The sequence below is a fragment of the Acinetobacter sp. NIPH 542 genome, from assembly GCF_000369825.1.
In the GTDB taxonomy this organism is placed as follows: Bacteria; Pseudomonadota; Gammaproteobacteria; order Pseudomonadales; family Moraxellaceae; genus Acinetobacter; species Acinetobacter oleivorans.
Genome location: NZ_KB850206.1, coordinates 1,768,440 through 1,790,449, shown reverse-complemented (window position 1 = coordinate 1,790,449; position 22,010 = coordinate 1,768,440). Strand labels below are relative to the sequence as shown.

The following is a 22,010-nucleotide window of genomic DNA, read 5'->3' as shown; positions in this document are numbered from 1 at the left end:
GAACCTGAACCTGAACCTGAACCTGAACCTGAACCTGAACCTGAACCTGAACCTGAACCTGAACCTGAACCTGAACCTGAACCTGAACCTGAACCGCAGTCTAATCAGGACTTAATGGTATTTGATCCAAATCATCATGAGTTAATCGGATTTGAGTCAGCGTCTGTTCAAGAGACAAGTAATGTTCTGGAGGAAGATTTTATTCCTGTACCAGAACAAAAGTCAGTACAAGTTCAGGCTGAAACCCAAGCCCGAAGTATTGAACCTGAACCAACTTTCACTGCTGAGTCTATAGGTTTATTTGAAGCACCTAGCACTGATTTTTCACTTGCCCAAGATACGCCCGTTACTAATGATTTAGCCTTAGAATCTGTTGTCGAGCAACCATTACTGGTGGAAACCCCAGAGGCGATTGAGAAGGTCGAAGTTGTAAAAGAACTTAGTGCAACTGATAACGGGCAGCTTATGCCTCAAGACATTTTGAAGCTAACTACGCAAACCTTAGACGGCGAGTGGACACTAGCAAAATGGGAATATTGGTTTAGAACTAGTCAACTCTCTCCAGCCGTTCAAGAGCTTGCTCAGCATGGCGTGATGACAGGTCAAATTGGTGGCAATACAGTTTTCCATATTCCTCAAGAATATGAAAATATGTTGACTCAATTACAACAAGGTCTTATTGATGCATTAAATGAGCAATGGCCTGATACCCAATTTACAGTTGAATATGGTGCTGTAAATACGGTTACACCATATATCATTCAAAGCGCGCGTAAAGAAAAAGCCTTTCAAAGAGCAGCTGAGTTATTACAACAGCAGCCAGTCATTAAAAGCCTCATAGAGACCTTTGATGGCGAATTACAAAATATTCAATTAAAGCCTTAACTTTTTAGTCCTGTGATGAGCTTGGAAAATATACAATTCCATGCTTTTTCACGGGATTGAAACATTCAGGTCACGTCATTGTCATTGTACTTTTCTATGTTAGCCATTTTAGATTTTAAATGGATTGTACATAGACATGAAAAGGCAATACGCAGGAATAACTTCTTTTAAATATTCATGTTTTTTATTGATCAGCGCACTTTTGCTGAGTGGCTGTAACGACTCATCAAATGATAATTCAAATGCACCAGACACAGGTAAAAAGCCTGTAATGCGCTGCGCTCCATAAACTTAAATAATAAAAAGAACCTGATCATGATTACACGCCGTAAATTTTTAAATTACTCTTTAAATATGGGCTTTGGTGCTGCGGCATTGGCGGCTTTCCCATCTAGTATTCAAAAAGCTTTGGCAATTCCTGCAAACAATAAAACAGGCACAATTCAAGATGTCGAACACGTTATTATTTTAATGCAGGAAAACCGATCTTTTGACCATTATTTTGGTACGTTAAAAGGTGTTCGAGGTTTTGCTGATCGTTTTACGATTCCTTTACCAAGTGGCCGCCGTGTATGGGAGCAACTCAGAAGTAATGGGCAAGTTTTAACGCCATTTCATTTAGATGGTACAGCCAATAATGCACAGCGAGCAGATGGCACACCTCATACGTGGAACGACAGTCAGTTGGCTTGGGACAATGGGCGTATGGCGAATTGGCCAGCCCATAAAACCGATATATCAATGGGATATTTTAAAGAAAAAGAAATTCCATATCAGTTTGCGCTTGCAAATGCTTTTACGATTTGTGATGCCTACCATTGCTCTATGCACACTGGAACAGATGCGAATCGGTCTTTTCACTTAACAGGCACGAATGGGGCAACACCAACCAAGCGATCATTTGTAAATAATGAATGGGACTGGATTGATGGTAATCCAGCTACAGCAGATCGTGGTTATACGTGGAAGACTTATGCAGAACGTTTGGAAGAAGCCGGTGTAAACTGGATTTGTTATCAAAATATGCCAGATGAATGGGGCGATAATATGCTTGGTGCATTCCGCTCATTTAGAAAGGCAAATATTGCATCTGGCTATCCGGTTGCAAGTGGTGGTGAACCGAACAAACCATATGCCGACACGGGACAAAAATTACCGTATAAAGCCTATGACGCTGCGACCGATAACGCCAAAAATCCACTTTATAAGGGCATCGCAAATACTTTACCAGGCAATAAACCTGAAGAATATCTTGATGCATTTAAACGAGATATTCGGGAAGGCAAATTGCCGCAAGTCTCTTGGATTAATGCGCCGTCAATTTATTGTGAACATCCAGACCCTTCAAGCCCAGTTCAAGGGGCGTGGTTTATTCAAGAAATTATTGATGCATTAACTGCTGTGCCAGAGGTTTGGAGTAAAACAGCACTGATTATCAATTTTGATGAAAATGATGGCTATTTTGACCACGTACCATCACCATCTGCGCCATCTCGACTTACAAATGGTCAATACGCAGGGAAATCAACATTAAGCAGTGCCGACATGCAGGATGAATATTTTGATCATGCTGCACCACAGGGAAGCCATTCTCAGCCTACACCTGATGGGCGCGTTTATGGGCCAGGGCCTCGTGTTCCGTTATATGTGATTTCTCCATGGAGCCGCGGTGGTTGGGTCAACTCTCAAGTTTTTGACCATACGTCCGTGCTAATGTTTTTAGAAAAACGTTTTGGTGTGAAAGAGCCAAATATCAGTCCATATCGCCGTGCGGTGTGTGGTGATTTAACCAGCGCATTTAATTTTAAAACACCAAATGCAGATGTTCTACCGCAGCTCAATGGAAAGCAAACACGTTTACAGGCAGATGAATTAAGAGAGAATCAAGAGGCTTTACCTGCTGTTCCAGTACCAACAGATAGCAAGTTACCGATTCAGCAAAGTGGTATACGTCTGTCACGAGCATTGCCTTATGAGTTGCATACCAGTGCGCGTTGTAAAGCGGATGGAAAGGTGCAATTGATTTTCTCTAATACAGGTCAGCAAGCGGCGGTTTTTCATGTATATGACAAGCTCAATCTCGACCGTATTCCAAAGCGTTATATTGTCGAGCCGAATAAAACCTTAGATGATGAATGGGATGCTTTAAAAGATAACTTAGGTCGTTATGATTTATGGGTGTTAGGCCCAAATGGTTATCATCGTCATTTTAAAGGTGATACTCAACGTATTATCGATAGTGGAATTAAACCTGAAATTCGAGTGTGTTATGACATTGCTAATGGTGATGTTTATGTAGAGCTTATGAATGACGGGGCTAAGGATGCAATATTAACGGTAAAACCATGCGCATACCGACAGGATGCTCCGTTGCAGTTTACGGTCAAAGCGGGTCAAGTTGTTAAACAACATTGGGCTTTGGCTGATGTAGGCCATTGGTATGATTTTGAGATCACATGCCAAAGTGATGTGTCTTATTATCGACGCTTTTCTGGTCGGGTTGAAACAGGTGAAGATTCGTTTAGCGACCCAGCAATGGTCTAAATGATAAAGAGGCAAAAAGAATAGCTCATTTTCTTTTTGCCTCATTTTTTATAATAAAAATTTCTCTAAAACGTCACGAGTAGACTCAGAAATTGGAACAGTTTTACGCGTTTCACGATCAACAAACACATGCACAAAATGTCCTTGAGCCGAGGATTGAGCTTGACCTTGTTTAAAGATTGCCAATTCATAGCGCAGTGACGTGGTACCGATTTTACCAATCGCAACACCTACCTGAATAATTTCGGGAAAAGATAATTCCTGAAAAAAACTACAAGCTGAATCGACCACTAAGCCAATTGATTGTGATTGATGAATATCAAAACCTGTTTTTTGAATGAGTAAAGCATTTGCTGCCGTATCAAAATAACTATAGTAAGTTACATTGTTAACATGACCATAGATATCGTTATCTGCCCAGCGCGTTTGAATATCTAAAAAGAACTTAAATTGATCGCGAGTTTTTAAAACTGGTTTAGTCATTAATGAATCGCCTGATAAATTGCCAAAGCAGCAGCTTCTGTCATGTCACGAGGGTTATTTTGTAGCAAGCGAGTTTGTAGCATGGCATCTTGAGCAAGCTTAGGTAGACTAGACTCTTCAATATTCAAATCTCTAAGCTTTAAGACCAAACCACTACGATCTAAATGATTCTGCATATGGTCAATAAACAGATCACACAAACCATCTGTGCTGCCATTGCTATATGGATCTAGCCATTGCATCAGTTCCGCATAGTATTTTTTTGCATTTGGTGCATTAAATTTTAATACTTCAACCAACACTAAGGCATTAGTATGCCCATGCGATAAATGAAAATGCCCGCCAAGTGGGTAAGCTAAAGCATGCACAGCGGCAACGGGTGAGTTTGCAAATGCTTGACCTGCAAGCATCGAGGCGAACAGCATGTTTTGCCTTGCTTCTAAATCATTACCATCTTTAAGAACTTTCGGTAAGTTATGGTTTAGTAGCTTCAAAGCATTCTTAGCTAAAATATCGGTGTATATATTCTTCTTGTGTTTAGAGGTATATGCCTCAATAGCATGCACCATCGCATCGATACCTGTTGCAGCGGTAATATGTGTTGGAAGGTTTTGAGTAAAAGTAGCATCAAGAATTGCTGTATCGGCATATAGTACTGGAGAGACAATCCCCATTTTTGTTGTCTCGCCAGTAGTCACAATTGAAATAGGCGTTACTTCTGAACCTGTACCAGCTGTCGTTGGAATCAAAATAAGTGGTAGGCGAGCTGTTGTTATTTGGTTTACGCCATACATGTCTTGCAAACTTTGAGTTTGGTTGGGGTGGGCGAGTAAAGCAATTACTTTTGCAACATCTAAAGAACTGCCACCACCAAAACCAATAATGGCATCTACATTTTGCTGTTTCGCATAATTGGCTGCATCTAAAACGACTTGTTCTGGTGGGTCAGCCTGAACATCTGCATAAATGACATATTCAATATTGAGCGTATCTAAAATTTGAAGAATGGGTTGGTGTAATTGATTTTTGACCATGCCAGAATCAGTGACTAGCAATAGCTTACGGTAAGCTTTTGAAGACAAAACATTCTGTAATTCTTGTATAGAGCCTAAGCCAGAGATGATATTTGGGACGGTTTGAAATTGAAAATGGCTCATATACATTATTTCCTTATTTTTGAAAATTATTGTTGAACGGTTCTATAAGATTCAATCTTCAAATAACTTAGCATAAGACACCTTAAAATAAAGTAGTTCTGAGGCGATTATGTTGAGTGTTATATGAGATAGCCACTATTTTCATGTGGTTAGAGTCAGATGATAGACGGAGATCATGCAAGTAATTTAAAAGATCATCCAAAGGTGGGCTTTTTGTTATTTATACTGTTCAGTAGATTTTCCTGAAGGCTGCTAATTCATATAATGTCTTAACAATTTATAATTTTATTCGGTTCAAAAAATGAAAATTTCTAAAACTTTACTTAGTGTTATTGGATGCACTTGCTTCATGCTAAGCTCCGCAGTAATGGCTAAAACTAGCTCTAGCGTCTATTCACCTAAAAAGGGTGTAATTTGTGACAAATATATTTGCGCTGACAAGAAGGGTGTATCTAAAAAACTTACCGCCAAATACTTAGGAACTCAGAAAGCCAACAGAGCATTCTCTCAAGGCGATTTTGATACATCAGCATTTACACTCTCAAATGGTGTGTTCTGTGATACCAAAACGAAACTATGCCATGTCGATCGATATTTTGAGAATGGGCACCGTAGCAAGATTGATAGAACTATGACTGATAAACTTTTTAAAAATAAATGATTTTTGTCTTCATGTTGCTTAAAAGCCCATAATATTTGGGCTTTTCTTTAGATAATATAAGATAAATAGATTACTAATTAAAAATTATCCAAGCTCTGAAAAATCAGTTTTTTACTTAGGTTTTTTGAATATATCAATAAGAACTAGTTTGATAAGTTGTATTATTGGCATTTAAAAAATTATGGGCTTGCAATTATGATTGCGGTAGCATTTGTTTTAATTAATGCGGACTCTTAACACATTAAATCCTTAATTATCATGGATGAATAGTAAGGCAAAATAATTAATGAATTAATTAGAAAATCAGAGATGTTATTCAAAATAGTTAACTACGCTTATGTTTGTCACTTATCGGATTTTATAAAAATATTTACCTACTTGTTTATACTAAGTGTTCAAAATAAAAACAGGATAATGATGTGAAAAAGATAATTCTAGCGACAATAATGAGCTTTGGTGGAATAGGGAGTACTTTTGCAGAATGTACTTATAACTTTGATGCAACGCTAACTCAATTACAATCTTTAGGTAATACTTCTGTTCAGAAGTTCCCAACTATTACGGGAAATAAGTTTTCCTATAAAACCTCTCAACAAAGTCCAATTTATATGGCTTACAGTCAGGACTATCTTACTAGAGCATTAGCCGCAAATGATTCTCAAGCTTCACTCTATACGCGTGGTGATAAAATATTACCGACAACCGGAATAATAGCTTTTGAATATAAAATTAAAGTTCCTACCCTAGGCAATACTGGTTATGTAAATATTTTCCCGGCTTTATCTGGTGGAATCATGCAGAACGGTAAGGCTGTACATTTTATAGTGGCTTATCAACATGGTCCTACGGTTAATAACTTTTATATTAAAACTACATCAAATGATAGCGCGGTAGTTTCTGATCTTTTTAACTTAGCTCCGGAAATTACTTCCGATGGCTACCAAAAAATTGGTATCTATATTAATCAGAACTCTAATCAAGTTGGTTTAGTTTTTAATGGGGTTAACAAAGGTTATTTTGCAACGTTTCCTTCTAAACTCGATAACCTATATTTTTCATTAACTTCAAATTATTTTGATTTAGCAGCAACTGATGCGAATAAAGATGTTTCGATCGAGTTTCTACTTGATCAATCAAAAATTACACAAACTTATCCAACAGGTACTAAGGATATTTGTGGAGTAGCTTTGTAAAAATTCTGTTAAATTTAAAAAAATTCTCATCAGCCACTTTCGAGTGGCTTTTACAGTTAAACGAAAGTGAGATGAACAGAACAAATTATTCCTTATTTCTGCGAGGAATGAGTTTCAGTTCCAGATTATTAAGATCTATGACTTGATTAGATGAATCAACAAGCTTTAATTTGAGTTGATCATCTGAATTCTTCTTAAAAATTTTTACGACATCTTTATCTGCTTCAATAAAATTACTACCAGATTCAAGCATGGCAAGCAAAACGATATTTAAGCTTTTACCTTTTGGGGTGAGTAAGTATTCTTTGCGCTCTCGTACACCCACTTCTTTATAAATTGATAGTTCAAATATTTCTAATTGGATGAGGTGTTTTAGACGATTAGATAAAATTTGCTTCGATATACCTGTATTTTCTAGAAAATCATTAAATTTCGTTACGCCGTAAAAAGCTTCTCTCAACAATAGGATCGTCCAATTATCGTTCAATATCTCCGCAATTTTGAAGATTCCACATACATCTACTGAAAATCTTTGATCTGGAATAATATTTGACATTCTAGGGAGCTCCAATTAACATGGGTCTATAATTTAGACCTAGACTTAATTCAGGTAGCATTATGCCATTTATAAATATACAAACTATAGAGGGTTTACTAGATAAAGATAGTAAAGTCGAGCTTTTCAAACGAATAACAGATTTATTTGTAGAGATAGAAGGAAAGGGAAATCCAGCTTTTCAAGAGCATGTATGGATTCGAATTGATGAACATCCACCTGAACAGTGGCAATTAGGTAGCTTAAGGCCAACGAAGGAAATGATTGAGTTAATTAGCAACGTTAAATGATTATTTTGGGCCTTTTACTAAAGCTGTATTAGAAAATCATAAGTTGCAAGTTAAGTATTTGCTAACCTGTTTTAAGATGTAAAGCTGATATAATTATTAATAATGTAAGTGTCTGCTTTGCTGTAAAAGCTCTCTTCGGAGGGCTTTATTGTTTTATTCAAAATTAGAAAGTCAGCTACTTTGTCGGCTGATTTATCAACTTTTAATCTATTGATAAACATTATTTTCCTTTTCAAGCCATGTGAGTTTTGACAAAATGCAACACGTCATAATGGTCAATTCGATTCTGACAATCATTGATAGTTTTGTCAGGGTTTTACATGCTCCATATTAATTTCTATTTAATTCAAATGTTTGGAAGTAGTTTCTAATGGAAACACAATATAAGGTGTTATGCGTCTGTTTAGGAAACATTTGCCGTTCTCCCACGGCTGAAGTGGTTTTCAGACATTATTGTGATGCACATCAACTTAATGTCATTGTCGATTCAGCTGGAACGAGTAATTATCATCCAAATAAAGCACCTGATCAGCGTAGTCAGTTGCACGCTAAAAAAAGAGGTTATGACTTGTCGTCTTTACGTGCAAGGCAGCTTTCAACACAAGACTTTTTAGAGTTTGATTTGATTTTGGCAATGGATCACCAAAACTTTGATGATATTCATGACATGCTACAAAGCGCGGTTTCTCAGTTTGGTACTCATCAAATTCGTGCAAAAGTAGCTTTAATGAGTGAGCATGATCCTCAATATCTACAACAAGCCTTACCTGATCCTTATTATGGTGGTGCTGATGGCTTCGAGCGCGTACTTGACCAATGTGAGTCTAGTAGTTTGGCGTGGATTAATATTTTAAAAAAACAATTGAATGTTTAAGAATAGGTTTTTCAACACAATGCAAATTCAGAATCAGATACAGCTTAAACCATTCAATACATTAAGTTTAGATGCAACAGCTTCACATTACACAAAAGTCGGTAATATTCAGGATATTGAAGAAGCTTTGGATTTTGCTAAGCAGCATCATTTAAATGTACTTGTGTTATCGGGCGGTAGTAACATGTTGTTGCCGCAGCAGATCAATGCCTTAGTGATTCATCTTGATATTCAAGGAATTGAAGTTTTATCTGAAGATCATGATTTCGTTCGGGTTAAAGTGGGTGCAGGGCAGGTTTGGCACGATTTTGTTTTATATAGTACAAAGCAGAATTGGTTTGGCTTACAGAATTTAGCACTTATTCCAGGCTTAGTAGGTGCGTCACCTGTACAAAACATTGGTGCTTATGGGGTAGAGGTCGGTGAGTTTATTGAGTCGGTACAAGTGTATGACCGTAAATTAAAAGAAACTCAGACAATTTTAGCAGCCGAATGCCATTTCGCTTACCGCCATAGTATTTTTAAAGATGATCCGAACCGTTACATCATCACGCATGTCACTTTTAAATTACTTAAACAGCCACATTTAAAACTTAACTATGGTGATTTGAAGCAAGCAGTGGGAGACAATCAGACTGCTGAGAACTTACAAAATCAAGTGATCCATATTCGCCAAAGTAAACTCCCTGATCCAAAAGAGTATCCAAATGTAGGTAGTTTCTTTAAAAATCCGATTGTTAATCCTCAAGAATTTAAACGTCTAATCACACAATTCTCAACAATTCCACATTATCCTCAAGCCAGTGGAAACGTTAAAATTGCAGCAGGATGGTTAATTGATCAGGCGGGTTGGAAAGGGAAGCAACTCGATATGGTGGGGATGTTTCATAAACAGGCATTAGTTTTGGTGAATTATGCCAATGCATCTCTTACTGATGTAAAGAAAACTTATCAGGCTGTACAACATGATGTTGAACAGCGTTTCCATATTATGTTAGAACCAGAGCCTGTGCTTTATAACAGTTTAGGTTTAATTGAAAATCATACGGAATAGTTTTATGCCAAAAGTACACTTAATGGTACGTTTAGTACAAGTAGTCACCGTGCTATTTGTACTATTAGGCTGTTTCGTGGTTTTTTTATATTCGCCGTTTTATTCAAAATTAATTGTAGCTGGACTTAATTATTTTGTACCGGTTGATGTGAATCAAGTCGCCGCTGAAAGTCAGAGACAAGCTGCATTAAGTGAACATGATAATTTAGAGCCAGGTTCAAATCTATGGATTGCTCGTCAAGCGTATTTAAAGCTGACTGAAAAAGCTTTACGTGAAAAAAAGACAACAGATCTGACCTATCTTCAAGAAAACTATAAGGCTTTGCAGCAAATTATTCTTTTAGAAGAAAAGGAACAAGATTCAGAGGCAGCCGCTTCTGTAACGGTTCCTTTAGTCGTGAAAAACTCAGAAATTGATGCTGCTGATGAAGCAAGTAGCCCAATTGATGAAGCACTCTTTATTAATAGTTCAGAAAATAAGGCCCTTACAGAGCAATATACCGAGTTTTTAGCACGAAAACCTGTAGTGCCAGAACATCAAAAAGCTGTTAGCGAACCTGAACAGAAAATCGAGTATGTTCGTAAAAATCCTTTACCAGCTCCAGCTAAAAAGTTATCACAACCTTATGCAATTGTTGTTTTAGGTGGTGGTTTGACTCTTGATAAAAATGGAAAAGATATTGTAGTTAATGGTTATACACGCTTGAGACTGGAAAAAACCTTAGAAGTTGAAAAACAAAATCAGCTTCCTATTGTACTTAGCGGTGTTGAAGCACCTTATATGCAAGCTTGGTTAAAAGAGCGCGGAGTTGATGCAAAGTTACTAGAAAAACGTAGTATGAATACTTGTGAGAATACAAGATTCAGTTCTCTCTTGCTTCAGAAAAAGGGTGGAGCACCGACGGTCATGTTGGTTACAGATGAATACCATATGCCGCGTACTCGTCGACTATTTGCTTTAAATGGTATTGAAACCATTCCTGTTGTGGCTCCAATGCCAACACCACTGACACGCTGGCAACCAAGTGTGCAAAATTACGATCATAGCCGTCGTGCAAATTATGAATTACTTGCGACAATTCGCGACATGTTGTTTGGCTCAAGTGATTGTCGAGAGGTACCTTAATGTCAGATATCCCATTTCTCAATCCTGCCGTATTAAAACAATTAGATTTGCCGGTTCCTAACCGTGATCTTACGCCACAGGTTTTAAGTCCACTTAATTTAAATACATTAGAAGAACCGTCTCGAGATTTACTGGCTTACCGTAAGTTGTATGGTTTGCATTTACTTGAATGTGATCATTGGCAGGGCTATGTTCAAATGCCTTTATTCCGATTACATGTGCAAGTTTTCAAGCCTAAAATAGAAAAAATACAAGGTACTGTCTGCTTATTACATGGCTATCTTGAGCATAGTGGTATTTATCAGCCTATTATTCGTGAAATTCTTGAACAAGGCTTTAGTGTCATTACCTATGACTTACCAGGGCATGGTTTAAGCAATGGCTCACCAGCAAGTATTCAAAATTTTGATCACTATCAACAAGTTCTGATGGCTGTTTATCAATATGTAAAACATGCAGATCAGTTACCGAAACCTTGGGTAGGAATTGGTCAAAGTACGGGTGGTGCAATCTGGATGCATCACTTATTGGAATATGCTGAAAAACGCCAAGATCCGATTGTAGATAGAGTTTTGTTACTTTCTCCTTTGATTCGTCCTGCAAAAACAGCATGGTGGCATAACCCAGTTGGATTGGGCATTATTCGCCGTATTAAGCGCCAAGTACCAAGACACTTTAGACGTAATAATCATAATCCTGAATTTTTACGTTTCATTCGTTTAAAAGATCCTTTACAACCTCGAATGATGGGCATGGACTGGATTTTGGCAATGTCTAAATGGATGCAAGAAATGGAAGAGCGGCCAGCTTGTCGTATTCCTGTCTGGCTTGCACAAGGTGCTCTCGATCAGACAGTTGATTGGCGTTACAACATTGAATTTATTCGTCGTAAATTTAGACTACAAACGTTATTAATGCTAGAAGAAGGGTCTCATCAATTAATTAATGAGCGTGCAGATATACGTGCAGCTTTAACGGGATTGATTCCAGCATTTTTACATGCGAAGCCAAAACATTTTTATTATTAAAAAATAATGCATCTATCCAAAAAATTGGATAGATGCATGAGTTAATCTTTGTACTTTATTTTGAATTTTGATAAAGCTGCATAAAGTTTTTATAAACCGAAGACTGCTTTTGTGGACTATACATATTGCGTTCGATTGTTCCCTTATCCGTTTTTATCAAAACGTTTACATTTTGAGCACTTTTAAACTCTTGCAAGAATTTACTTGGAATAATAAAGAAAGTTGTAGAATGTTTAGGAACTAATCGGCTCACATTCGTTTTTTCAGTTGATTGAGCGGGTTGATAGTTAAATCGTTTCCCATCAATATCAAATGTTAACTCGTTAATATCATAAAAGTTATAACTACTACTTAAATGAACATCTACACGAAGCTGATCTTTTTGATTCTCGTTCCATTTCACGAGCAAGCTTGGGCATAGTTCAGTTGGTGAGCAGTTTAGCTGACCCGCTGTCTTTACCTCTTTAGGAGCTGTTGTACTAACCTGTGTGGTGCTACAAGCCGCTGTAAGTAGACATGAACCCAATAAGAGTAGAGATTTCTTCATCATATAAATTCCAAGAGAGTATGCTTAATATTATTTATGTTAAGTGTAGTAAATTTTGACATAAATTAACGCATAGATGGGCTTAAAAATACAAATGGTTTTGCAATTTTAAAAGAAGAAGTGGCATCACCTGCATATATATGGCTTTGATCGGGGCCTAAATCTAGTCTACGAGTTTTACCATCTTTAAAATTAATCTTTTTCAAATCAACCCAAAACACATTGGGTGATAGTGCTGACTCGAAAAAGTAAAGCATCTGTTTATGATCGGCCACAGTTCGCCAGCGAGTTGAAGAGATATTCGGTTCTTCTTGAGTATTTAGTCCATAGGGAACAGATGCATTTCGAATGACACTAAATACAGAGGCTTGAGCCTGTTTACTATCATCATTTTTAGGAATTGCATTAATGTAAAAAGAAGCACGTGCAAAGCGATCAGATGCTCGGTTTGTACCGGGGAGCATGATTGTTCCACCAATTTGTTTCCAATATTCGGCAAGTGCAAGTTGTTTATCGAAAGTAGGCGAGTTAGTCATGACTTGATAGCTGCGACTATGATGAATCACTTGTTTTCCACCAATATATTCAATAATTGCGCTATCACCTGTTTTGTCAGAAATAGATAAATGTAGGGTAGTGAGGCGTGTTTCGCCTGGGACATTATCGGTCACAATCGTGTAAGGTTCTTTTTCTAATGCTTTAACGGCTTCATCGACAGTTGCGAAATTATCGAGTACATATTGAGCCCAAGCTGCAATACTAAGTAAAGGCTTATTCGTTTTTTTCACATCTGGATATTGAGACTCCACTAACCATAAAATGTTAGCAACCAAGCCAGCTTCATTCATTCCATCTGTTGTGGAAACTTCATAGCCTGTGGCAATTACACTTCCATATTTAGACGTCCATTTTATTGAATTGGAGCCTGCACTACCGTCACGACTAACCCCGCTTGGCATAATCCACAAATTTGTACCCGTATCAACTTTCCAGTCCATTGAGCGAGCAGTAATAATATGTTGGTTATTGCCTAAATATACGGCACGTGTACAAGCAACAGCATAGCTACTTAAACCTACTGCTAGTGCGACAAAAGAAGAGATGAATGTTTTTTTCAACATGATGAGATACCTTCTTGTTATAAGCATTAAAAAATTTTTATTAAATAAAATTAAATTGTGTACGTTATTTATACTTTTATATTAAGTGAAAAATCTATTAAAGACAAATTAAAAGGGGAATGAAATTTGAGGGGAAATCACATATTCAATTCAAATATGGAAGAGCATCACACTCTAAATGTAATGCTCAACATATCAAGTTAATATAAATTAAAAGTGATTAGCATCTGCCATATTCCACATCCGATAATAAAAATTATCATCGTCATTATTAAGTTCAGACTGTAAAAGTTCGCCTTCTTTTAAGAAAAAATGCAATTGAGCATAGTTCTTAATTTCACGGTCGTTTACTCGCTGAGCCAAATGGTGAGCTTTAATATCAGAAGGGTGACGTAAACCAGCCGCAGCAATCATTTCTGATAATGCATGCAATGTATTTTTATGAAAATTAAATACTCGTTCTGATTTAGTTGGTACATCAATTGCTTTTTGACGGTCTTTATCTTGGGTTGCAACACCTACAGGACACTGGTTAGTGTGACAGCTTTGTGCCTGAATACATCCAACAGCAAACATGAAACCACGTGCTGAATTAACCCAATCTGCACCTAGAGCAAAAGTACTGGCAATATCGAAGGCACTAATGATTTTACCACTCGCACCAATCTTAACTTGATCTCTTAGTCCTGCACCCACAAGGGTGTTATGAACAAAACGTAAGCCTTCACGTAATGGAGTACCAATATTGTCGCTAAACTCAATTGGCGCTGCGCCTGTACCACCTTCAGATCCATCAACAACTATAAAGTCAGGAACAATTTTTGTTTCTAACATTGCTTTAACAATACTCATGAATTGCCAAGGCTGACCAATACACAGTTTAAAACCAACTGGTTTACCTCCAGATAATGTGCGCAATTTCTGTAAGAAATGCATCATTTCAATAGGAGTAGAAAAACTAGAATGCTTTGCAGGAGAAATACAGTCATGATCGCGAGAAACACCACGGATTTGAGCAATTTCTGCGGTAATTTTATGTTTAGGTAAAATTCCACCATGACCTGGTTTTGCACCTTGGGAAAGCTTCAGCTCAATCATCTTAATCTGTGGTAATTGAGATTGCTTGGCAAACTTTTGCTCGTCAAATTTCCCATCTAAAGTACGACAGCCAAAATAACCACTGGCAATTTGCCAAACAATATCACCGCCATTTTCCAGATGATAAGGGCTTAAACTACCTTCGCCAGTATCATGATAGAACCCGCCTAACTGCGCACCTTTATTTAACGCGCGAATAGCATTGGCACTTAAACTACCAAAGCTCATGGCAGAGATGTTCATAATTGATGCACTATACGGTTGAAGGCATTGTGCATTACCCACCTGAATACGAAAGCTCTTTGGATCTGCTGGTGGACAAGGGCTTATTGAATGGACAATGAATCGATAATTTTCTTGATAAACGTCAATGATTGAACCAAATGGTTTATCTGCATTTTCATTTTTAGCACGCTGATAAACTAGACTTCTTTGCATACGAGAAAAAGGTAGAGCATCTTGATCCGCTTCAATAAAGTATTGGCGAATTTCTGGACGTATATCTTCAAACAAAAAACGGAAATGCCCCATAATTGGGTAGTTTCTTAGAATTGAATGTTTATTCTGCAAAACATCGTAAAGGCCTAATAAACTTAGTGCACCAGTAAGCACCCATAACCCGTTAAGGAGAGTATCAGAAATAAAATAATAGATACTATGAGGGGTGTATACGGTTCGAAACCATGTAATGCTCAGTGCAGTAAAAATACATAAGAACCAGAGAGAATGGCGCGAAAAGAATGTATTGAGAAATTTATGTCGAATGATTTGTGCTGGACTCGCCATATTGGAACAAATTCCTAATGTTTTACTGGTACATACCTTGCCAAGAAGCAAGTGAAACTACAAGTGTGGAATTGTTAGTTTCAATAGAAAATAAACAGTACAGCTGTGGCTCACTCAATTTAGAAATAGATTTTTAAAGAAAGTATTTAAGCGATTATTAATATCTAATTTGGAGGTTTAGGAGATTAAATAAATTATCAAATACTTAATTATTAAATTGATATATTTTATAAATTTTTAGCTGTAATAAAGAATATTTCTATTAAGTATTTTCATCGAAAGGGATGTGAATTAATTAAATTTAACTTTAGATTTAATTAATAATAACTTTTTTATTTGTATGTTTTTTGGTTTAATTAATGTTGTGCTATTTAATTATTTTTTGCTAATATAAATAAATTGAAATATTTTTTTAATACACATTACTACAACTATATAAGATTCTAAAAAATCATTTAAGGACTGAAATGAATTGGAAACTATTAATCTGCTCCATTTTTCTCACAGGGGTTTTTTTCTTAACTTTAATGTTCTATCTCGGTTTTGATCTAGATACTTTTAAAAAAGTCGCTCTAGTACAAAGTATATTAGTTGCTGCAACTTTAATATTCGACTCTAGGGAAAGGAAGAATAATCCTATTTTTCCTGGATTTATCGTTTATCCCTTACTGGGTATTTTTTTTGTTTTTGGGTTTACACCTATTCTAGATTTTTTTGCAGAAAGACCTAAAGGATTCCATAGCTGGGACATTAAAAATATTTTAGTAATTGGGTCGCAAAGTGCAGATTATCAATTCAGAGAGTTAGCTTGGTATGGTAAAGCCTATATACAATTGGGTTTTGCTATAGGAGGTGGTTTTATTGGCTTGATTTTTCATTTAATTTTTAGAAATAGTTAAGATAGCAGGACTTTCTTCTTTTAAAGGGAAATTGTGTAAGTGCTGAAAATTCTTAAAAAATCTTAGAAGTATCGATAAGTTACTTAGATTTCTTATTCATAAAATATTCTTTTCTTATTCATTTAAAATATATAGAACAATCAGTAGCTTACTTTTTGTTCATTATTTTTTTACCAAAAATTAAAAAAATATAAAATACTAAAAGTGATGGTAAACTTTAACTAATGAAAATCTATAATTTTTTTAGTAAAACTAACAAAAGTTAGATAAAAGTATCGAAAATCGATATAAAAAGCGTGATAAACCATAAAAATTTTTATAATTGAGAAATTCATCAGAAGTTGAATTATTAATTGATATTTAGAATGAAAGTTATGTTAGTGTTTTTGTTGTTTTTTTGTATTATGCGCCGTAAGTAGAGTAAAAAAATAACGCTTTGAAAAAACAATCAGAAAAGCTAGTGATTGTGATGGGGAAGGCTAGTTTTTACATCTATTAATTTTATTGGCGTAATGTAAAAAGGTTTTTAACCATGAAAAAGTCTCTCATTTTATCAGTAATTACTTTGGGTTTAATGTCTATCAATGCGGCAAATGCTGCAACTGCAACAGGTACTTTGACTGTTAAAGCAACAATTACAAATAGCTGTGTATTGAATACTTCAGCTACAGGTACAACAGCTAACGCAGTTTTAGATTTTGGTACTTTAAGTTCTCTTGCGAGCAACGTAGATGCAGACACCACAACGACAGGTGGCACTGCAATTAAAGTTTTATGTAACAACACTGTGCCATGGACTTTAGCTTTTGATGCTGGCAAAAATGCTCAAACGACTCAACGTCGTATGATTGGTGGTGCAACTAGCAACGAATATATTCCTTACAACCTTTTCTCTGACACTAACCGTGCAACAGCGATTGGTATTGCAACTACTGCTTATAGCGGTACTGGTACTGGTACGCCACAGACAGTTAACGTCTATGGTCGTATTCCAGCTGGTTCAACTTTACCAAGTGCTGGTAGCTATGTTGACACAGTAACAGTAACCGTAACTTATTAATTTTTTAATAAGTTTTATTGTGTCATTGCTAGCTCTTGATTTAGAGAGCTAGCCTAATTTGAGAAAAGTAGTTCTGGGCAAATCATGAGAAAAAATATCTTTGTTACTACAAGTTTATTGTTATTTTTGCCTAGTATGCTGAACGCTGCATCAATTCGTCTTTCGCCTGTAAGCGTTGAAATATTAAACGATCAATCTGCTTCTTCAATTAGTTTGTATAACCAGTCAAATGAAAGTAGTGATTTGCAGGTACGTGTATTTGAATGGCGCCAAAATGCTGGGCAAGATCAATTAATACCTACAGATGAGATCGCGGTTAGTCCACCATTTTTGAAATTACAACCTAATGATTCTTATAACTTACGTGTAGTTAGAATTAATCCAGTATCAGTTTCTGGTGAACAAACCTATCGTATAATTATTGATGAACTACCAAAACCGATTGATAACCGTAAAGTGGATCAGGGAGTTAACGTACTACTACGTTCGTCATTGCCTTTATTTGTAGTCAATAAAGATGCAATTACTAAACTTACTTGGTCAATACAACAAGAGCAAAATAATTCCTCTCTTATAATTAGTAATGTTGGAAATCGACATGCACTTTTAAGCAATTTAGTGCTTGTTGATACAACAGCGAATAAAAGCTATGCCATTAAAGTAAATACGGTGAATGGTTATATTCTTGCTGGCAAAGCAAGAAATTTTAATATTAGCCCTGATTTTAAATTTCAAACGGATCATAAATATAATATTTCATTGAATATTAACGGTAAGCAAACATCTCTTTAAAGAGGCACACATGAAATATCTCGTAAGTGCCTTATGTGTTATGTCCTTGCCGATTCATGCTTTTGCTGAATCATTGCAAGATAGCACCAATGCTGCTTTACCAAGTATTCCGGAAGTTACAAACTCTTCTCATCAGGTATTCATCTCTGATAAGGCGTACACACAGCTTTTCTTAAAGATTTCTATTAATTCGAGTATTTCAACAGATTTGATCTCGGTGCGCCAAGATCAAGACAGAAAGCTGTATATCCGTTCTCGTGACTTGAAAGTTTTAAGGGTGAAAATGGATGAACAGACTCCTGATAACCAATGGGTCTGTATTGATGAGCTAAGAGGAATCCAGTTTAAATATCTAGAGAATGAGCAGGCTCTAAATTTACAAGTTCCGTCGAACATGTTGACGGATTATTCAGTTGACTTAAATGGCCAGCAGGTCACCAGCCCTCATTTGCTGAAAATGAAGCCCTTAAACGCGGCTATTCTGAACTATAGTCTGTATAACACCATAACCAATGACGAGAATGTTTTCTCAGGTTCGGCAGAAGGGATCTTCAACAGCGCAGTTGGTAACTTTTCTTCAGGCGTTTTATATAACGGTAGTAATGAAACGAGTTATAGCCATGAAAAATGGGTGCGCTTAGAGAGTAAATGGCAGTACGTAGACCCTGAAAAGATCAGGATATATACCTTAGGGGATTTTATTTCCAATAGTTCTGATTGGGGTAGCAGTGTACGTCTGGCAGGTTTCCAGTGGTCGAGTGCTTACACCCAACGTGGCGATATTGTCACCTCGGCACTACCACAATTTTCCGGCTCGGCTGCATTGCCTTCGACTTTAGATTTATACGTTAACCAACAAAAGATTTATTCAGGGCTTGTACCATCAGGCCCGTTTGATATTAAGCAGCTCCCGTTTATTTCAGGCAATGAAGTTACCCTTGTGACTACCGATGCAACAGGTCAGCAGAGCATTACAAAACAGGCTTACTATTTTTCATCCAAAATTCTGGCAAAAGGCATTAATGAATTTTCAGTAGATGTCGGTATTCCACGCTATAACTACGGGCTGTATTCAAACGATTATGATGATGCCACTTTTGCTTCGGGTGCGATTCGATATGGTTACAGCAACTCACTGACCTTAAGTGGTGGTGCAGAGGCTTCAACAGATGGTTTATCAAATCTGGGCACTGGTTTTGCCAAGAACCTGTTTGGCTTTGGGGTGATTAATGCTGACATCGCAGCGAGCCAGTATAAAGATGAAAACGGTTATTCTGCTTTGCTTGGCTTAGAAGGACGTATCAGTAAGAACATTTCGTTTAATACCAGTTACCGTAAGGTATTTGATAATTACTTTGACCTTGCCCGCGTGTCTCAAATTCGATATTTAAAAGATAATCAATCCGATGATGAACCCAAAAATTATTTAGGCTACAGTGCGCTGGCAGATGAGATTTTTAGAGCAGGAATTAACTATAATTTTTACGCAGGCTATGGCGTTTATTTGGGTTATAACCAGATCAAATATAGCGACAATTCTTATAAATTACTCTCTACAAACCTAAGTGGGAGTCTGAACAAAAACTGGGGCTTTTATGCATCAGCATATAAAGATTATGAAAACCAAAAAGACTATGGCATTTACTTTGCGCTGCGCTACACACCCTCTAGCCGAGTCAATGCGATTACAAGTATTTCTAATGAAAGTGGTAAAACAACCTATAGACAAGAAATAAATGGATTTAGCGATCCACAAATTGGTGCATTTGGCTGGGGAGGCTATGTTGAGCGTGATCAGGATGCGAATCAGAACAATGCATCGGTCTATGCCTCTTACCGTGCTCGTGCAGCTTACCTAACTGGTCGATACAACCGAATTGGGGATAACGATCAAGTTGCAGTTTCAGCGACAGGATCATTGGTTGCGGCAGCAGGGCGGCTTTTTGCGGCCAATGAAATTGGAGATGGTTACGCTGTTGTAACCAATGCTGGGCCACAAAGCCAAATTTTAAATGGCGGGGTAAATTTAGGAGCAACTGATGAAACTGGTCGATTCTTAATTGCAAATTTAAGACCCTATCAGCTTCATCATATCTATCTAGATCCATCATATTTACCTTTAGAGTGGGATGTTAAATCCACTAACCAAACAGCATTCGTTGGTTATCGCCAAGGAGCTTTGATTGACTTCGGCGCTCATCAGGTCATTTCCGGATTAGTGAAACTTGTTGATGCGAATAATTCACCTTTATTACCAGGTTATACAGTTCGCATTAATGGGCAACAAAATGGGGTAGTTGGCTATGACGGTGAAGTATTTATTCAAAACCTATTAAAGCAAAACAAGCTTGAAGTCGATCTTCTGGATCATGGCGCATGCCAAGTTAATTTTGCGTATGAAAATAAGCAATACAGTGCTAAAAAATTGGGGCCTTATCTATGTCGATAACTACTGCGAGTCATAGTTTTTGGATGAAGAGTGAAAAGTTTTCATTGGCCATAAAGTATATTTTAGCACCTGTTCTGTTTTTTATATTATATGCATTTTTTAGCTCTGCACATGCGGCTTGTACGGTAACGGGGACAACTAATAGTACGTATACCTATACGGCTGCTACCATTAATAGTGACGCAAACATCAACTTCTCTGGCACGATTAGCTGTCTTGGAGGGCGTACTACTCCTGAAATTTCAGGTTATATGTGCATGAAAACTGTATTTACGGGAACCACAAATACTAATAACAGCGTTTCATTACCTTATACGGTAACTGCAACTGTAGGCGGTGCTGGTTCTTCTACCACTAACCAAACTTCAAATGTTTGGTATGGGCCAGTGAGAACGGTCGCTTCAAATAATATTATTAGTTACTCGGTAAATGTAAAAGTCCCAGCCCGCACAGGGTCTCTTATTGCCTATCCTAAAGGGACATATACGGGTACAGTTCAGCTTTTTTGGGATATGCAAGCAAGCTCTAGTACTGTCTGTGAAGGAAATAGTGGTGGAGGATGGGACTCAGGCAATACCACTATCACTGCTAATTATGTTGTACCGAGTTTGTGCCAATTAGATTCCACATCAAATGTAGATTTTGGTAATATCAATGATATTGGTACGACGAGTCGTGATTATACTGCGCAAGGTGCGGTGAATACGACGTGTAACAATGGCACCTCATATAGTATTTACTTGGGTGATGGAATTAACCGTATTGCTGGCGGTTTTAGGCGTATGACAAATGGTAGTAGTCAATATATCCCTTACCAGCTATATCAGGAATCAACTTATGGTACGGTGTGGGACACCACTGGTGGTGTAACCGTAGTTGGAGGCTCTGGAGGTGTTTCTAAAACAGGCTCAGGCAGTGCCCAAAGTACAAATGTCTATGGCAAAATTCCGCAGGGTACAGCTATTTCAACAACCCCTGGTAATTACTCAGATACGATAGTTGTTACAGTAACCTATTAATAATCTGTTGGAATTTGATATTGAGTCTGTTTTTATATTGGGTTGCTCATGCGAATAGTCATGAGATTTTGATTTGATTTTTTAATTGTTCTAATTTGAAGATGGTGTAAAAGCTTTTAAAGAAAAGATAGATGTAAAAAGGGGATCAACGGTAATGTTGTTTTAGAATAAGTAAAAATAGAAAAAGACAAATTAAAAAAATAAGAAAAAACATCTGATGAATAAATACCTTATGAATATTAAATGTATTTTTACACAAGTTAACAGATTGTACAAATTAAATTACAGTTGTCTTATATTCATTTAGTCTTTCTTATCAATAAAAAAAGCTTTTAGAGGCGAAGTTGGTTATTAATAATTTAGTTATTTGTATTGGAAAACAAAGTGT

General features: G+C 36.9%; 19 protein-coding genes and 1 pseudogene. 14 read left to right on the top strand and 6 right to left on the bottom strand.

Annotation, left to right across the window (positions count from 1 at the left end; translation table 11 throughout):
- Together F886_RS20570 and F886_RS13825 are read left to right on the top strand one after the other, a co-directional pair.
- Nucleotides 1-885: pseudogene (locus tag F886_RS20570) on the top strand (DNA polymerase III subunit gamma/tau); the annotation flags it as partial.
- A 315-nt stretch (nt 886-1,200) separates the two neighbouring features.
- On the top strand, nt 1,201-3,429 hold the full coding sequence (locus tag F886_RS13825; RefSeq protein WP_005306435.1) for a phosphocholine-specific phospholipase C: 2,229 nt from the start codon (nt 1,201-1,203) through the stop codon (nt 3,427-3,429).
- Nucleotides 3,430-3,477: 48 nt separating this feature from the next.
- Here the strand turns inward: F886_RS13825 and F886_RS13820 are convergent, their stop codons facing one another.
- Nucleotides 3,478-3,912: an acyl-CoA thioesterase gene (locus F886_RS13820; RefSeq protein WP_005306433.1), complete on the bottom strand. Its 435-nt coding sequence runs from the start codon at nt 3,910-3,912 to the stop codon at nt 3,478-3,480.
- A complete protein-coding gene (locus F886_RS13815; protein ID WP_005306431.1) occupies nt 3,912-5,069 on the bottom strand; it encodes an iron-containing alcohol dehydrogenase in 1,158 nt (385 codons plus the stop codon). Before F886_RS13815 ends, F886_RS13820 begins: the two co-directional genes overlap by 1 nt.
- A gap of 301 nt (nt 5,070-5,370) precedes the next feature.
- Here F886_RS13815 and F886_RS13810 point away from each other — a divergent pair, with 301 nt between their 5' ends.
- Nucleotides 5,371-5,730: a YcgJ family protein gene (locus tag F886_RS13810; RefSeq protein WP_212749663.1), complete on the top strand. Its 360-nt coding sequence runs from the start codon at nt 5,371-5,373 to the stop codon at nt 5,728-5,730.
- 419 nt (nt 5,731-6,149) lie between these two features.
- A complete protein-coding gene (locus F886_RS13805) occupies nt 6,150-6,923 on the top strand; it encodes a DUF4882 family protein (RefSeq protein ID WP_005306427.1) in 774 nt (257 codons plus the stop codon).
- A gap of 85 nt (nt 6,924-7,008) precedes the next feature.
- Here F886_RS13805 and F886_RS13800 read toward each other — a convergent pair whose 3' ends face one another.
- The gene (locus F886_RS13800; protein WP_005306425.1) at nt 7,009-7,479 is read right to left on the bottom strand and encodes a winged helix-turn-helix transcriptional regulator; all 471 of its coding nucleotides are present in this window, start codon (nt 7,477-7,479) and stop codon (nt 7,009-7,011) included.
- A 62-nt stretch (nt 7,480-7,541) separates the two neighbouring features.
- On the opposite strand from F886_RS13800, the gene F886_RS13795 reads away from it, so the two are divergent.
- The 5 genes from F886_RS13795 (at nt 7,542) to F886_RS13775 (ending at nt 11,851) form a co-directional block, all read left to right on the top strand.
- On the top strand, nt 7,542-7,769 hold the full coding sequence (locus tag F886_RS13795) for a tautomerase family protein (RefSeq protein ID WP_005306423.1): 228 nt from the start codon (nt 7,542-7,544) through the stop codon (nt 7,767-7,769).
- Nucleotides 7,770-8,139: 370 nt separating this feature from the next.
- Complete coding sequence (locus F886_RS13790; RefSeq protein WP_005306419.1) at nt 8,140-8,643, top strand: low molecular weight protein-tyrosine-phosphatase; 504 nt, start codon at nt 8,140-8,142, stop codon at nt 8,641-8,643.
- A gap of 19 nt (nt 8,644-8,662) precedes the next feature.
- Nucleotides 8,663-9,697 (top strand): UDP-N-acetylmuramate dehydrogenase, encoded by a 1,035-nt coding sequence (murB, locus tag F886_RS13785; protein ID WP_005306417.1) that lies wholly within the window; start codon nt 8,663-8,665, stop codon nt 9,695-9,697.
- Nucleotides 9,698-9,701: 4 nt separating this feature from the next.
- Nucleotides 9,702-10,823, top strand: coding sequence for a YdcF family protein (locus tag F886_RS13780; protein ID WP_004791740.1), 1,122 nt, complete (start codon nt 9,702-9,704; stop codon nt 10,821-10,823).
- The gene (locus tag F886_RS13775; RefSeq protein ID WP_005306414.1) at nt 10,823-11,851 is read left to right on the top strand and encodes an alpha/beta hydrolase; all 1,029 of its coding nucleotides are present in this window, start codon (nt 10,823-10,825) and stop codon (nt 11,849-11,851) included. Before F886_RS13780 ends, F886_RS13775 begins: the two co-directional genes overlap by 1 nt.
- 55 nt (nt 11,852-11,906) lie before the next feature.
- On the opposite strand, the gene F886_RS13770 is transcribed toward F886_RS13775, so the two are convergent.
- The 3 genes from F886_RS13770 to F886_RS13760 form a co-directional block, all read right to left on the bottom strand.
- A complete protein-coding gene (locus F886_RS13770) occupies nt 11,907-12,401 on the bottom strand; it encodes a hypothetical protein (protein ID WP_005306413.1) in 495 nt (164 codons plus the stop codon).
- Nucleotides 12,402-12,463: 62 nt separating this feature from the next.
- Entirely contained in the window at nt 12,464-13,519 is a 1,056-nt protein-coding gene (locus F886_RS13765; RefSeq protein WP_005306411.1) for a linear amide C-N hydrolase, read from the bottom strand.
- Between the two features lie 210 nt (nt 13,520-13,729).
- Entirely contained in the window at nt 13,730-15,403 is a 1,674-nt protein-coding gene (locus tag F886_RS13760) for an FMN-binding glutamate synthase family protein (protein WP_004791750.1), read from the bottom strand.
- Nucleotides 15,404-15,870: 467 nt separating this feature from the next.
- Between F886_RS13760 and F886_RS13755 the strand changes: the two genes are divergently transcribed.
- The 5 genes from F886_RS13755 (at nt 15,871) to F886_RS13735 (ending at nt 21,622) form a co-directional block, all read left to right on the top strand.
- Nucleotides 15,871-16,302, top strand: a complete 432-nt coding sequence (locus F886_RS13755; protein WP_005306409.1) for a hypothetical protein — start codon at nt 15,871-15,873, stop codon at nt 16,300-16,302.
- A gap of 532 nt (nt 16,303-16,834) precedes the next feature.
- Nucleotides 16,835-17,362 carry a Csu type fimbrial protein gene (locus F886_RS13750; protein WP_005306406.1) on the top strand — a complete coding sequence of 176 codons (528 nt, stop codon included), beginning with the start codon at nt 16,835-16,837 and terminating at the stop codon, nt 17,360-17,362.
- A gap of 84 nt (nt 17,363-17,446) precedes the next feature.
- A complete protein-coding gene (locus F886_RS13745; RefSeq protein ID WP_005306403.1) occupies nt 17,447-18,154 on the top strand; it encodes a fimbrial biogenesis chaperone in 708 nt (235 codons plus the stop codon).
- A gap of 40 nt (nt 18,155-18,194) precedes the next feature.
- Complete coding sequence (locus F886_RS13740; protein ID WP_081402275.1) at nt 18,195-20,603, top strand: fimbria/pilus outer membrane usher protein; 2,409 nt, start codon at nt 18,195-18,197, stop codon at nt 20,601-20,603.
- Entirely contained in the window at nt 20,594-21,622 is a 1,029-nt protein-coding gene (locus tag F886_RS13735; RefSeq protein WP_005306398.1) for a Csu type fimbrial protein, read from the top strand. Before F886_RS13740 ends, F886_RS13735 begins: the two co-directional genes overlap by 10 nt.
- The last annotated feature ends 388 nt before the right edge of the window (nt 21,623-22,010 follow it).

What these genes read in the sequence shown, in the direction of transcription:
- F886_RS13825 (WP_005306435.1), top strand. Translation starts at nt 1,201, where the DNA reads ATGATTACACGCCGTAAATTTTTAAATTACTCTTTAAATATGGGCTTT.
- F886_RS13820 (WP_005306433.1), bottom strand. Translation starts at nt 3,912, where the DNA reads ATGACTAAACCAGTTTTAAAAACTCGCGATCAATTTAAGTTCTTTTTA.
- F886_RS13815 (WP_005306431.1), bottom strand. Translation starts at nt 5,069, where the DNA reads ATGAGCCATTTTCAATTTCAAACCGTCCCAAATATCATCTCTGGCTTA.
- F886_RS13810 (WP_212749663.1), top strand. Translation starts at nt 5,371, where the DNA reads ATGAAAATTTCTAAAACTTTACTTAGTGTTATTGGATGCACTTGCTTC.
- F886_RS13800 (WP_005306425.1), bottom strand. Translation starts at nt 7,479, where the DNA reads ATGTCAAATATTATTCCAGATCAAAGATTTTCAGTAGATGTATGTGGA.
- F886_RS13795 (WP_005306423.1), top strand. Translation starts at nt 7,542, where the DNA reads ATGCCATTTATAAATATACAAACTATAGAGGGTTTACTAGATAAAGAT.
- F886_RS13790 (WP_005306419.1), top strand. Translation starts at nt 8,140, where the DNA reads ATGGAAACACAATATAAGGTGTTATGCGTCTGTTTAGGAAACATTTGC.
- murB (WP_005306417.1), top strand. Translation starts at nt 8,663, where the DNA reads ATGCAAATTCAGAATCAGATACAGCTTAAACCATTCAATACATTAAGT.
- F886_RS13780 (WP_004791740.1), top strand. Translation starts at nt 9,702, where the DNA reads ATGCCAAAAGTACACTTAATGGTACGTTTAGTACAAGTAGTCACCGTG.
- F886_RS13775 (WP_005306414.1), top strand. Translation starts at nt 10,823, where the DNA reads ATGTCAGATATCCCATTTCTCAATCCTGCCGTATTAAAACAATTAGAT.
- F886_RS13770 (WP_005306413.1), bottom strand. Translation starts at nt 12,401, where the DNA reads ATGATGAAGAAATCTCTACTCTTATTGGGTTCATGTCTACTTACAGCG.
- F886_RS13765 (WP_005306411.1), bottom strand. Translation starts at nt 13,519, where the DNA reads ATGTTGAAAAAAACATTCATCTCTTCTTTTGTCGCACTAGCAGTAGGT.
- F886_RS13760 (WP_004791750.1), bottom strand. Translation starts at nt 15,403, where the DNA reads ATGGCGAGTCCAGCACAAATCATTCGACATAAATTTCTCAATACATTC.
- F886_RS13755 (WP_005306409.1), top strand. Translation starts at nt 15,871, where the DNA reads ATGAATTGGAAACTATTAATCTGCTCCATTTTTCTCACAGGGGTTTTT.
- F886_RS13750 (WP_005306406.1), top strand. Translation starts at nt 16,835, where the DNA reads ATGAAAAAGTCTCTCATTTTATCAGTAATTACTTTGGGTTTAATGTCT.
- F886_RS13745 (WP_005306403.1), top strand. Translation starts at nt 17,447, where the DNA reads ATGAGAAAAAATATCTTTGTTACTACAAGTTTATTGTTATTTTTGCCT.
- F886_RS13740 (WP_081402275.1), top strand. Translation starts at nt 18,195, where the DNA reads ATGTCCTTGCCGATTCATGCTTTTGCTGAATCATTGCAAGATAGCACC.
- F886_RS13735 (WP_005306398.1), top strand. Translation starts at nt 20,594, where the DNA reads ATGTCGATAACTACTGCGAGTCATAGTTTTTGGATGAAGAGTGAAAAG.